This is a genomic window from Noviherbaspirillum cavernae, from assembly GCF_003590875.1.
Lineage (GTDB): Bacteria > Pseudomonadota > Gammaproteobacteria > Burkholderiales > Burkholderiaceae_D > Noviherbaspirillum > Noviherbaspirillum cavernae.
The window spans coordinates 2,363,314-2,375,504 of record NZ_QYUN01000002.1; the positions used below are offsets into that span (position 1 = coordinate 2,363,314).

The 12,191-nt window shown below is 59.7% G+C and carries 11 protein-coding genes; all 11 read right to left on the minus strand.

From position 1 onward, the window contains the following. The 11 genes from ftsB to D3870_RS11055 all read right to left on the minus strand — a co-directional run bounded on the left by ftsB (nucleotide 1) and on the right by D3870_RS11055 (nucleotide 12,055). On the minus strand, nucleotides 1-324 hold the full coding sequence (gene ftsB / locus D3870_RS11005; RefSeq protein ID WP_119739072.1) for a cell division protein FtsB: 324 nt from the start codon (nucleotides 322-324) through the stop codon (nucleotides 1-3). A 73-nt stretch (nucleotides 325-397) separates the two neighbouring features. Next, nucleotides 398-1,681, minus strand: coding sequence for a phosphopyruvate hydratase (gene eno, locus D3870_RS11010; protein ID WP_119739074.1), 1,284 nt, complete (start codon nucleotides 1,679-1,681; stop codon nucleotides 398-400). 102 nt (nucleotides 1,682-1,783) lie between these two features. Continuing rightward, nucleotides 1,784-2,638: a 3-deoxy-8-phosphooctulonate synthase gene (gene kdsA, locus D3870_RS11015; protein WP_119739076.1), complete on the minus strand. Its 855-nt coding sequence runs from the start codon at nucleotides 2,636-2,638 to the stop codon at nucleotides 1,784-1,786. Continuing rightward, a complete protein-coding gene (locus D3870_RS11020) occupies nucleotides 2,635-4,293 on the minus strand; it encodes a CTP synthase (protein ID WP_119739078.1) in 1,659 nt (552 codons plus the stop codon). Before D3870_RS11020 ends, kdsA begins: the two co-directional genes overlap by 4 nt. A gap of 125 nt (nucleotides 4,294-4,418) precedes the next feature. Continuing rightward, nucleotides 4,419-5,360: a lipid A deacylase LpxR family protein gene (locus D3870_RS11025; RefSeq protein ID WP_242489938.1), complete on the minus strand. Its 942-nt coding sequence runs from the start codon at nucleotides 5,358-5,360 to the stop codon at nucleotides 4,419-4,421. After that, the gene (locus D3870_RS11030) at nucleotides 5,360-6,166 is read right to left on the minus strand and encodes an alpha/beta fold hydrolase (RefSeq protein ID WP_119739080.1); all 807 of its coding nucleotides are present in this window, start codon (nucleotides 6,164-6,166) and stop codon (nucleotides 5,360-5,362) included. Before D3870_RS11030 ends, D3870_RS11025 begins: the two co-directional genes overlap by 1 nt. 94 nt (nucleotides 6,167-6,260) lie before the next feature. Further along, nucleotides 6,261-8,687: a DNA internalization-related competence protein ComEC/Rec2 gene (locus tag D3870_RS11035; RefSeq protein ID WP_119739082.1), complete on the minus strand. Its 2,427-nt coding sequence runs from the start codon at nucleotides 8,685-8,687 to the stop codon at nucleotides 6,261-6,263. Nucleotides 8,688-8,691: 4 nt separating this feature from the next. Next, complete coding sequence (locus D3870_RS11040; RefSeq protein WP_119739084.1) at nucleotides 8,692-9,489, minus strand: TatD family hydrolase; 798 nt, start codon at nucleotides 9,487-9,489, stop codon at nucleotides 8,692-8,694. Next, nucleotides 9,479-10,165 (minus strand): lipoprotein-releasing ABC transporter ATP-binding protein LolD, encoded by a 687-nt coding sequence (gene lolD, locus D3870_RS11045; RefSeq protein ID WP_119741962.1) that lies wholly within the window; start codon nucleotides 10,163-10,165, stop codon nucleotides 9,479-9,481. The genes D3870_RS11040 and lolD overlap by 11 nt, the downstream gene beginning before the upstream one ends. A 2-nt stretch (nucleotides 10,166-10,167) precedes the next feature. Further along, the gene (locus D3870_RS11050; RefSeq protein ID WP_158590432.1) at nucleotides 10,168-10,776 is read right to left on the minus strand and encodes a glutathione S-transferase family protein; all 609 of its coding nucleotides are present in this window, start codon (nucleotides 10,774-10,776) and stop codon (nucleotides 10,168-10,170) included. A gap of 13 nt (nucleotides 10,777-10,789) precedes the next feature. Continuing rightward, entirely contained in the window at nucleotides 10,790-12,055 is a 1,266-nt protein-coding gene (locus tag D3870_RS11055; protein ID WP_119739088.1) for a lipoprotein-releasing ABC transporter permease subunit, read from the minus strand. Between the last annotated feature and the right edge of the window lie 136 nt (nucleotides 12,056-12,191).

Consider the following 12,191-nt stretch of genomic DNA (forward strand, 5'->3'; position numbering starts at 1 on the left):
CTAGTCTTTCTTGCGAGCGGGATTTGAGGACGACATCAAGGCGGGCTTGCCGTTTGGCTCCAGTATCTGGATGAAAAGCTCGCCGTCCTTGATCATGCCCAATTCATAGCGGGCACGCTCTTCGATGGCACCCGTACCTTCCTTGAGATCGCGGACTTCGGAATTCAGTTTGGCGTTGCGCGCCTTGAGTTCGTCATTTTTCTTTTGCGCCGCGGCCACCTGATTGTCGAGATCCCATACGCGCAGCCAACCGCCCTTACCCAGCCACAAGGGGTACTGAATCAACAGCAGCAATGCAGCAAGGCCAAGTGTGATCAGACGCATCGGCGGGTCTCAGGAACACGTCACGGATAGACACAACCCGAAGGCATATCACCTTCGGGTTGGATGGTCAGGCTTATTTCAGATTGTAGAACGCGTTGCGGCCCGGGTAGCTGGCGATGTCGCCCAGATCTTCCTCGATGCGCAGCAGCTGGTTGTACTTCGCCATGCGGTCGGAACGCGACATCGAGCCGGTCTTGATCTGCAGCGCATTGGTGCCAACCGCGATATCCGCGATCGTCGCATCTTCGGTCTCGCCGGAGCGATGCGAAATCACCGCAGTGTAACCGGCGCGCTTGGCCATTTCGATGGCGGCAAACGTTTCGGTCAGCGTGCCGATCTGGTTGATCTTGATCAGGATCGAGTTGGCGATGTTCTTCTGAATACCTTCGCGCAGGATCTTGGTGTTGGTCACGAACAGGTCGTCACCGACCAGCTGCACCTTCTTGCCAAGCGCATTGGTCAGCGTTGCCCAGCCTTCCCAATCGTTCTCGGCCATGCCGTCTTCGATCGAGATGATCGGATACTTGTCGCACCAGGTCGCGAGGAGGTTCGTGAAGTCGGACGAGGATAGCGTCAGGTTTTCGCCATCGAGACGATACTTGCCATCCTTGTAAAACTCGCTGGCAGCGCAGTCCAGACCCAGCGCGATTTGCGTGCCAGGCTCGTAGCCGGCTTGCTCGATCGCTTGCAGGATCAGCTTGATTGCCGCCTCATGATTGTCGACCGACGGAGCAAAGCCGCCCTCATCGCCCACGGCGGTGGTCAAGCCCTTGTCGTGCAGGATCTTCTTCAGCGTATGGAATACTTCAGCACCGTAGCGGATCGCTTCGCGGAAGCTCGGAGCGCCCACCGGAATGATCATGAATTCCTGCAAATCCAGGTTATTGTCGGCATGCGCGCCGCCATTGATGACGTTCATCATCGGGACAGGCATCTGCATCGCACCGGAGCCACCGAAATAGCGGTACAGCGGCAGGCCGGACTCTTCCGCGGCAGCCTTGGCGACAGCCATCGATACCGCCAGCATTGCATTTGCGCCGAGGCGGCTCTTGCTTTCAGTGCCATCCAGATCGATCAGCGTACGGTCGAGGAAGGCCTGCTCGTTGGCATCCAGTCCCATGATCGCTTCGGAAATTTCGGTATTGATGTTCTCGCAGGCTTTCAGCACGCCCTTGCCGAGGTAGCGGCTCTTGTCGCCGTCGCGCAGTTCGATCGCTTCGCGCGAACCGGTGGATGCGCCGGATGGTACCGCTGCGCGCCCCATGACGCCGGACTCCAGCAGCACGTCGCATTCGACGGTAGGATTGCCGCGCGAATCGATAATTTCGCGACCGATGATATCAACGATGGCACTCATGCAAATCTCCCAGACATAAAGAAAATGTAGGGTGCGCCATGCGCACCGGAACTTGGTTTTATTCGTTAGTCGGTGCGCATGGCGCACCCTGCATCAAAGCAATCAAGAAAAATCGTTTTCCAGAAAGCCGACGTTTTTCACAGCCCGGTCGAGCGTGACGAGTGTCGCAAGCAATTCCTTGATGCGGCTCAACGGCACGGCATTCGGGCCGTCCGATTTGGCTTCGGACGGGTTTGGATGGGTTTCCATGAACAGGCCGGCGATACCGACCGCTACCGCAGCGCGCGCCAGCACCGGCACGAATTCGCGCTGACCACCGGATGACGTACCCTGCCCGCCCGGCAATTGCACCGAATGTGTTGCATCGAACACGACCGGGCAGCCAGTCTCGCGCATGATTGCCAGCGAACGCATGTCGGATACAAGATTGTTGTAGCCGAAGGAAACGCCGCGCTCGCAGGCCATGAAACTGTCTTCCGACAATCCGGCCTCTTTCGCTGCCTCCCGCGCCTTGTCGATGACGTTTTTCATGTCATGCGGCGCGAGGAACTGGCCTTTCTTGATATTGACCGGCTTGCCCGATTGCGCGCAAGCGCGAATGAAGTCGGTCTGGCGACACAGGAATGCCGGGGTTTGCAGCACGTCGACCACTGCTGCCACCGGCTTTATTTCGTCGATTTCGTGGATGTCGGTCAAGACCGGCACGCCGATCTGCTTCTTCACCTCGGTCAGGATTTCCAGCCCCTTCTCCATGCCGAGGCCACGGAAAGACGAACCGGAGGAGCGATTGGCCTTGTCGAATGAGGATTTGTAGATGAACGGGATGCCGAGTTCGCCCGTGATCTCCTTCAGACGACCGGCGGTATCCAGCGCCATCTGCTGCGATTCGATCACGCAAGGGCCGGCAATCAGGAAGAATGGCCGGTCGAGTCCGGCTTCGAAACCGCAAAGCTTCATGCCGCTTTCCTCTCCGAGGCGGATTGCTTGTACCCGAGCGCTGCCTTGATGTAGGAAATGAACAACGGATGGCCGTCGCGCGGCGTCGATTTGAACTCCGGGTGGTACTGCACACCGACGTACCACGGATGAGCAATATCGCCCGTGCGGGGCAATTCCATGATTTCACACAGGTCTTCGGTCGGCGTGCGGGCCGACACGATCAGGCCGGCCTCTTCCACACGACCGAGATAATGGTTGTTTGCCTCATAGCGATGACGATGACGCTCGGTCACTTCCGTGCCATAGATTTCGGCCGCGATCGTGCCCGGCTTCACTGCGCAAGTCTGCGCGCCGAGGCGCATCGTTCCGCCGAGGTCGGAATTGGCATCGCGCTTTTCGACTTTGCCGTCATGGTTTTGCCACTCGTTGATGAGAGCTACCACCGGATGTTCGGTATCCGGATCGAATTCAGTCGAGTTGGCCTTCGCAAGATCTGCCTTGTGGCGCGAGAACTCGATCAGCGCGACTTGCATGCCGAGACAGATGCCGAGGTATGGCACCTTGTTTTCACGTGCATATTTCGCCGCGGCGATCTTGCCTTCGACACCGCGCTTGCCGAAGCCGCCCGGCACCAGGATCGCATCGTACTTCGCGAGGCCGGCGGTACCGTTGGCCTCGATCTCTTCGGAATCGAGATATTCGATGTTGACGCGGCTTTCGGTGTGAATGCCTGCGTGACGCAATGCTTCGGTCAGCGATTTGTAGGACTCGGTCAGATCGACATACTTGCCGACCATGCCGATGGTAATTTCGGCTTTCGGATTTTCCAGCGCATAGACGAGCCTGGTCCAGACCGACAGATCGGCCGGTCTGGGCGACAGTCCGAGCTTTTCGCACACGATTGCATCCAGCCCCTGGTCGTGCAACATCTGTGGAATCTTGTAGATGGTGTCGGCATCCCAAACCGAGATGACGGCGTCTTCCTGCACGTTGGAGAACAGCGAAATCTTGGCGCGCTCATCGTCGGGAATGCGGCGATCTGCGCGGCACAGCAGCGCGTCGGGCGAGATGCCGATCTCGCGCAGCTTCTGCACACTGTGCTGGGTCGGCTTGGTCTTTAACTCGCCGGCGGATGCGATATACGGCACCAGCGTCAAATGCACGAATGCGGCCGCATTGCGTCCGGCGCGCAGGCTCAATTGACGCGCGGCTTCGAGAAACGGAAGCGATTCGATATCGCCGACGGTACCGCCGATTTCGACCAGCGCCACGTCGAAGCCTTCCGCTCCGCGATGAATATAGTCCTGGATTTCATTGGTGATATGCGGAATCACCTGCACCGTCTTGCCGAGATATTCACCTCGCCGCTCCTTGCGGATGACGGACTCGTAAATCTGGCCAGTGGTGAAATTGTTGACCTTCTTCATCCTGGCCGTGATGAAGCGTTCATAGTGACCAAGGTCAAGATCGGTTTCCGCGCCGTCATCGGTGACGAAGACTTCGCCATGCTGGAACGGGCTCATCGTGCCCGGGTCCACGTTGATGTACGGATCGAGTTTAAGAAGAGTGACTTTGAGGCCGCGCGATTCGAGGATCGAAGCCAGAGACGCGGCGGCGATTCCCTTGCCCAGGGAAGATACGACGCCGCCAGTGACGAATACAAACTTGGTCATTGCTGAATGTGCCGAACGGCACGTGCGGGAAATTCAAATTATACCCCAAAGCGTGCGGCTCATTTTGGTCTTTGCGCCTTTTTATTGCCATTCAAATAAGCAATTGATGAACGATTTGCGTGAACTCAAGGCATGTACACAATCTGCAAGCGGACGAAATTCTGTGCGCCGATTGAATTGGACAAATCGCGTATCTCGTTGCTGCGTCTGACTATCGATGCCTTGAGCGCATACGATGCGCCAATCCAGGCCATGCCGGCCTCGATTTCACCCACGGCGCGCTTCGGTTCCACGGTATACGGATTGCCGTTTGAGAAGTAGCCGCCTTGCAGCGTGGCGTTGTAAGCAACTGCGCGCGCCTCCATGCGCAGGAATCCGTGCAATGCTGGCTGATAAGGCAAGATGTTCAAACGCCCGGCCCGTATCGTCACGTCACCGGCGACATCCGTGTAAATATTGCCGAACCGCCCTTTCATGCTCGGCGTGATGTCGAGCGAAGGTATGGGTGTCCAGCGAATCGGGGCGACGTCCGCGTGCAATACCACGCCGAATTCATTTCGCACCTGCTTGCTCCATCCTTGCGGCATGGGCTGGTTCAATATCGCATGCAGGGTATCCTGGGTCCATTCGCCGCCGGCGCACAGCCCGAGGCATCCGAAATCGAGGCCCAGTCTCGAATGGCTGCCATCGTTCCTGTGGATTTCCTTGAAAATCCCGCCGAACAGCCACGCTGCGTAGGGATGGTCCGGCGGACCAATCTTTTCAGGCGGCAGCTTGATATCCGAGGCGGTGTAAAGCTCCTGGCCGATGCGCCAGCCAAACATCGTGACTTTCGACGAGTCCTGTACCGCGTAGCGGCGCGTATAGAACATGCCGCTCGTATAGAAGCCGTCATCCCGGTTGAACAGCAGGCTGTCGTTGTCGATGCCCAGTTCGTGGATGAGCTTGCCGTGTTCCATCGCGTTTTGAAAATCGGACACGAAACTGCTGAACCCATCGGCCCTGGCTTCGGCGGCGGACAGGATGGCGAGGGACAGGAGAATCGAACGGAACGGTGAATAGCGCATTATTTTTCTCGTGTGTGAAGCAACTCCTGCAGCATGGCGTGGACTGCATGGGCTGCCGCCACGGGAGATTCCATGGGAAACAGATGCCCCCCGGCGATTTGCGTGAAATGTTTTCCGACCAGACGTCTGGTTGCCGTGAGTCCGGCCTGACGGCATTCGACGGAGTCGATGCCGCCGATGAAGCCGACCGGTACGGGAAAGGAGCGTCGCACCATGCCGCCAATATGGTGGGGAAGACTTCGATAGACGGCGGTTTCGGTCTCCCGCGTGAAGCGCAGGGTGACTCCTTGCGGATGGGGTGCGAGGCCGTGCTGAAGATAGTCGCGCAAGACTTCCTGCGGCCAGATGGCGAACAGCCTCTTGGCGGCATAGTGCCGATGCGCGTCCTCCGCACTGGGCCACAGGTTCTTGCGCTTCGCCGAGGCCTGCGCGGGCGGGAACTTCCTGTCCGCGCCCAGCGTCTTTGCAATCCGCAGCAAGGCTGCGCGCCATCCGGCGACTACCGGTGAATCGAGCAATATCACGCTGCTCACCAGATCCGGCCGCGCGTTCGCCACCATCAGGCTCAACATGCCGCCCATCGAGTGGCCGACCAGCACGACAGGTGCGTTGTAACGCGCGAGCAATTCATCGGTCAGCTCCTTCGCAAGGGCATCCCATCCATTGCGCACCGGGTATTTCGGATTGTGCGCGTGCATGTCCAGCGCCTGCACATCGTAATGTTCACTCAAATGCGCGAGGAACAATCGGTATGTGCCGGCCGGATAGCTGTTGGCATGGACGAAATGGATTGGCGGTCTGGACATGGAGCGGGAAGCGGGCAATGAATTTCGCAAAATGCTCACGATTGTAATGTCAATAGGCACGAACTGCGCAGGGTTGACCGGGGATCAACGCTTGTCACCTGTCATACCAATAGCGGGCATGTTCCGACCGGTATTCCGACACGCTCAAGTCGTCGCCGAAATGCAATGTGATTGCTCCGGCGGCGTCGCTGCGCAAGCGTTGAATGCCCAGTTCGCCATATCGTTCGAACACTTCGGACTTGGGATGGCGGTAGCGATTGCGATAGCCGACCTGGAACAACGCGATTTGCGGCCGGACTGCATTCAGGAACGGCATGGTGGATGAGGTGCCGCTGCCGTGATGCGGCGCCAGCAGCACCGATGCGCGCAAGCGGTCGGCATCGCTTTCGACCAGTTCCGCTTCCTGCACCGCTTCGATATCGCCTGGCAACAATATGGAACGACTTCCAAGCGTGATCTTGAGCGTGCAGCTGCGCGCATTCGGCTTCCATTTCGTGCTGTCGTAGCTGACTGCCGCCGGATGCAGCATGTCGAACTGCACGCCATCCCACGACCATGCCTGTCCGGCTTCGCAGCGGCGATGATCGGGCGTCGACAGCACGATCGGATGCTGCTCCGGGAGCGAGGATGACACCCAGCCAACCCCGATTTCCTGAAAAACCGACAAGGCTCCGCCGGAATGGTCGATATCGCCATGCGAAATGATCGCGCCATCGAGCGTACTGATTCCGCGCGCCTTCAGGTACGGAACGATGACGCGGTTGCCGCCATTCGCATCCACTGAATAAGCCGGGCCGGTATCGTAGAGCAGTCTGTGGTTGCGCGTCTCGATGAGAAGCGCCGTCCCCTGTCCTACGTCGAATGCGGTAATCCACATTTCTCCTTCGCGCGGGCGCGCTGCGACATTCAATGCCAGCGGCAGCACGGCCGCCAGCCCCAGCCACCGCAGCGGCCAGCCGCGCGGGGCCAGCAGCCACAGAACGCCGATCAACGCCAATACGAACAGCCACCACGGAGGAATCGGCGCCGTCCACACCGCGAGCGACAAGGCGCTCAAGCATTTCAGCGCGGCCGCGAGCCATTCCAGCAACACATGGGCGCCACTCAGCAGCCAACCCGACAGCGGCGCAGGAAGCAGACTTCCCGCCAGTGACAATGGCGTGACGACGAGGCTGATGACGGGAATGGCGATGGCGTTTGCCACCGGGCTGACCAGCGAAATCTGGCCGAACAGCAGCATGGTCAGCGGTACAAGGCCAAGCGTGACGACGTACTGCGTATGCGTCGCCGATTGGAGCGTGGCGAGCCATCGCTGCGTCACAGGCGGTTCATTGCCGGCGAAGCCTTGCGCTCTGCCGACTGTCGCATACAGAATGATCGCCACCGCGCCAAACGACAGCCAGAAACCGGGCCACAGCACCGCCCACGGATCCAGCAACAACACGGCAAGCAGTGCGCAGCACAGTACATGCGACACATTGGCGATCCGTCCGAACCAGAGTGCGAGTGCGGCAACCGACAGCATGTACAGCGTACGTTGCGCCGGCACGCCGAAGCCGGCCAGCAACACGTAGAGCAACGCGGTCCCGGCTCCGGCCAGCGCAGCCGTCTTTTGCGCCGGCAACATCAGCGGCAATCCCGCCTGCGTGAAAAAGGAACGCCGCCACAACGCAAATGCGAGGCTCGCCATCAGGCCGGCAATCATCGTGATGTGCAAGCCGGAGATGGAAATCAGATGCCCCACGCCTGCGCGATTGAACACCACCCAGTCCGACTGGCTGATCTCGCGCTGGTCGCCGATCACCAGCGCCACGATGATGCCCGCGTACTCCTTGTCGGGCAATGCCTCGTAGATACGGTCGCGCAGCCATTCGCGCGAGCGCTCGACGGCGTGGCCGAAGCTGAAAACGAAATCGTCGAGGCGCTGATTCCCTGCCTCCCGGTCATCTCTGACATAACCGGTGGCGCGCAATCCCTGCTCCAGCAGCCAGGCCTCGTAATCAAAGCCGTAGGGATTGGCATTGCCATGCGGCCGGCGTAGACGCACTTTCAACTGCCAGCGTTCGCCGGGATGCACGTCGCCCACCGGCTGCAATTCCTCGGCGCGAAAGGCCGAGTACCCCGAGTACCAGGACAATGCCAGCTTGTCGGGAACGGGCGGCTTGCTGCCGTCATCCGCAGTTGCGCGTTCCACCACAAAATTGAAACGGACACCTTGCTCAAGGCGATGTGGCAGGCTGTCTATCGTGCCGATCAGCGTGATGTCGCGCCCTTCCCATTCCCGTGGCAACTCCTGTGCCAGGTAGTGATGAGCGATAACGGCGGCCCATGCGAAACCGAGCAACGCGCCGCAGCCGGCCAGCAAGGGGATATTGATGAAGGAACGGTTGTTTCTGCGCGCGCCCAGCCAGAGCAGCATGGCAATCGCGACGAATGTGCAAAGCAGATATTTGCCCGGCAATTCCGCCTGAACCTGCAGCAGCGCCACGCCGATTGCGAAGCCAACGATGGCGCTGCGCATCGATTCAACTCAGGCCAGCCAGGCGCGGCAGCACGCTTCGCGCGTTACGGGCGGTCATCGCGGCAATCTCTTCGTCCGATACACCGCGCAGCTCGGCAAGCACCCGTCCGATGCGCGGCAATTCTTCAGGGCTGTTCCGCTTCGGATGCACCCATGCCGGCGATATATCCGGCGCATCCGTTTCAAGCACCAGCACATCCTGCGGCAGTTCCGCCGCCAGTCGGCGGATTTGCAGCGCGCGGGTGAAAGTCATCGCGCCGCCGAATCCGAGTTTGAAGCCGAGGTCGATGAATGCCTGCGCCTGTTGATGGCTGCCGTTGAAGGCATGCGCGATGCCGCCGCGGACCACAATCCGACGCAGATATTTGAGAATGATGTCCTGCGAGCGGCGCACATGCAGCAATACCGGCAAGTCGAAATCGCGCGCGATTTTCAGCTGCTCGCTGTAGAAGTATTCCTGCTTCTCGCGTAGCGGGCTGCTGTTCAGTTGCGGAACGAAGAAGTCCAGCCCGATCTCGCCGATGGCAACGAACTTCGCATCGTTCATTGCGGCGGAAACGGCTTCGCGCAGCGCATGCAAATCGTCCTCTTCTGCCTGAGGCACGAAGATCGGATGAATGCCGAGCGCGTGGCAACAGTTTGCATTCCTGCGCGCAAGTTCGGCGACGGTGCGGAAATTGCCGCGTTCCACTGCCGGAATGACGATCCATGACACGGCCAGTTGTTCGGCCCGTCGGGCGATCGCATCCTCTTCGCCGGCGAATTCCGCCGCGTCGAGATGGCAGTGCGTGTCAATCCACATAAGGCAGCAATCCATCCTCCGACAGTCGCAACACACGGTCGCAGTGTTTCGCCAACTCGATGTCGTGCGTGACGATCACGAAAGCGGTGCCCAGCGTGCGCGACAATTCCAGCATCAGGTCGAAGGTATTCTGCGCAGTATGACGATCGAGATTGCCGGTCGGCTCGTCGGCCAGCACACAGGCGGGCTGCGTCACCAAGGCGCGCGCCAGCGCGACGCGCTGGCGTTCGCCGCCCGACAATTCGCCCGGCACATGGGACACCCGTTTTGCCAGACCGACGCGCGACAGCAGATTCTGCGCCGCACTGTGTGCCTGTTCCCGCTTGTCGCGCCGGATCATCAGCGGCATGCCGACATTGTCCAGCGCCGAAAACTCCGGCAGCAGGTGATGAAATTGATAGACGAATCCCAGTGCGGTATTGCGCAGATCGCCGCGCACCTTGTCACTCAGGTTGGCAAAATCCTTGCCGAGCAAGGTCACGCTGCCGGCCGACGGCGTATCGAGTCCGCCCAGCAAATGCAGCAGGGTCGACTTGCCCGAACCGGACGCGCCGACAATCGCCACGCGCTCTCCCCTGCGGACATCGAGATCGATGCCATGGAAGACGTTGAGCGAATATTTTCCCTGGGTGAAGGTCTTCGCGAGGCCGCGACAAGACAATACGACTTGATCCATCATCATTCCATCGGCGTTTCGATAAATGCAGGCAGCCCCTCGCAGAAGGCCGACAATTGCTCCAGGCGCGGATAGCACCCTGCCGGGAACTCCGCCGGATGCACGTACTTCGCGAATGCCAGCGCGACTGTGGAGGTGATATCGGCCTGCGTGATCGGCGCACCAGACAGCACCGGTGACGCCGGCTGCGTCTCCATCAGGCCGAATGCGTCATGCATCTGTTGCTTGCAACGCTCGACCCACGGCGCGTGGGTTTTCTCCGCCGGGCGCAATTTGGTGTCATACAAGATCTGAACCGCCTTTTCGGTGCCGATCAACGCAATCGCGCATTGCTGCAGCACTCGACGGCGCTCCTCCCCCGATGCAGGGACCAATCGTTTTCCTGCAGACGCAATGTCGTCCAGGTAATCGAGGATGAAACTGCTTTCGATCAGCTTCTCGCCATTGTCGAGCACCAGCATCGGCACCTTGACCAGCGGATTCAGCTTGCGCATTTCATCCTGATTGCGAAACACCGACAGCGCCACATGCTCGAAGCCGAAACCCTGCAAGCGCATGGATACCGCGACACGTCGCACATAAGGGGAATCGAAGAGGCCGATCAATTGCATGGGAATTTTCCTTTCATTCATACCGCAAGGCTTCTGCGGGCTTCACGCCGGCTGCGCGCCAGCTCGGATACAGGGTTGCCACGAATGCGAGAACGACCGCGACGCCGCCGATGGTCCATACGTCCGGCCAGCGCAGGTCGGAGGGCAGCGAGGTGATCAGGTAGATTTCCTTGGACAGGAACTGCACGCCGAGCAGGCGTTCGATGAACGGCACGATGACATCGATATTCATCGCCACCACCACCCCCAGTCCGACGCCGATGGCGGTGCCGAGCAAACCGACCAGGGCGCCCTGAATCATGAATATCTTCATGATCGAACCGGGCGACGCGCCGAGCGTGCGCAGGATCGCGATGTCGGCCTGCTTGTCCGTCACCGTCATCACGAGCGTGGAAACGAGATTGAATGCGGCGACGGCGATGATGAGCGTCAGGATGATGAACATCATGCGCTTCTCGGTCTGCACCGCCGCGAACCAGGTGCGGTTCTGCTTCGACCAGTCGAGGATCAGCATGTTGCCGGTCAGGACACGGGACAATTCCAGCGCGACCTGCGGCGCCTGCTGCATGTCCGCGATTCGCAGGCGCAACCCGGACGGCGCATCCAGCTTGAACATCCGCATGGCGTCGTCGATATGGATGAATGCCAGTCCCGAATCGTATTCATTGTGTCCGGCCTCGAAGATGCCGACCACGTTGAATTGCTTCAGCCGCGGCAGCACGCCGGCCGGCGTCACCTGTCCCTGGGGCGCAATCATCGTCACCTTGTCGCCGACGCGCACGCGCAATCCGCGCGCCAGCTCCTTGCCGAGCACGATGTTGAATTCGCCCGATGTCAAATGGTCGAAGCTCCCTTCGCGCACCTGCGCGGCAACGTCCGACACCTTCGGCTCTTCCTGCGGCAGCACGCCGCGTATGACCACGCCGCGCACCGTATCGTCGCGCATCATCATTGCCTGCCCCGCCACGTAGGGCGCAGCGCCCTTCACTTCCGGATTCTGAAACGCCTCTTGCGCAGTATGTTTCCAATCCTGCATGGAACCCGATGCGTCGAACACCTCGATGTGCGACAGCACCGACAGCATGCGGTCGCGCACTTCCTTCTGAAAGCCGTTCATCACCGACAGCACCACGATCAACGCGGCCACGCCGAGCGCAATGCCCGCCATGGAAATCATGGAGATGAATGAAATGAAACTGTTGCGGCCGTTGCGCCGTCCGGCGCGCGTATAGCGCATGCCGACCAGCCACTCGAATGGCAAGTTCTTGATGATGCTCAATGGAAAACTCCTGAAGGGCCGTTGTCAAAAAATCGCAAAGACATCGTGCGCGGACGTGAATGCACTGGGGAGGGGCTTTATTGACAACTTCTTGATAGTCGGCAGTTTGCCATACTTTGCGATACTTGCCATACAA

Excerpts from the sequence above, each read along its gene's own strand:
- ftsB (WP_119739072.1), bottom strand. The coding sequence starts at position 324 with ATGCGTCTGATCACACTTGGCCTTGCTGCATTGCTGCTGTTGATTCAG.
- eno (WP_119739074.1), bottom strand. The coding sequence starts at position 1,681 with ATGAGTGCCATCGTTGATATCATCGGTCGCGAAATTATCGATTCGCGC.
- kdsA (WP_119739076.1), bottom strand. The coding sequence starts at position 2,638 with ATGAAGCTTTGCGGTTTCGAAGCCGGACTCGACCGGCCATTCTTCCTG.
- D3870_RS11020 (WP_119739078.1), bottom strand. The coding sequence starts at position 4,293 with ATGACCAAGTTTGTATTCGTCACTGGCGGCGTCGTATCTTCCCTGGGC.
- D3870_RS11025 (WP_242489938.1), bottom strand. The coding sequence starts at position 5,360 with ATGCGCTATTCACCGTTCCGTTCGATTCTCCTGTCCCTCGCCATCCTG.
- D3870_RS11030 (WP_119739080.1), bottom strand. The coding sequence starts at position 6,166 with ATGTCCAGACCGCCAATCCATTTCGTCCATGCCAACAGCTATCCGGCC.
- D3870_RS11035 (WP_119739082.1), bottom strand. The coding sequence starts at position 8,687 with ATGCGCAGCGCCATCGTTGGCTTCGCAATCGGCGTGGCGCTGCTGCAG.
- D3870_RS11040 (WP_119739084.1), bottom strand. The coding sequence starts at position 9,489 with ATGTGGATTGACACGCACTGCCATCTCGACGCGGCGGAATTCGCCGGC.
- lolD (WP_119741962.1), bottom strand. The coding sequence starts at position 10,165 with ATGGATCAAGTCGTATTGTCTTGTCGCGGCCTCGCGAAGACCTTCACC.
- D3870_RS11050 (WP_158590432.1), bottom strand. The coding sequence starts at position 10,776 with ATGCAATTGATCGGCCTCTTCGATTCCCCTTATGTGCGACGTGTCGCG.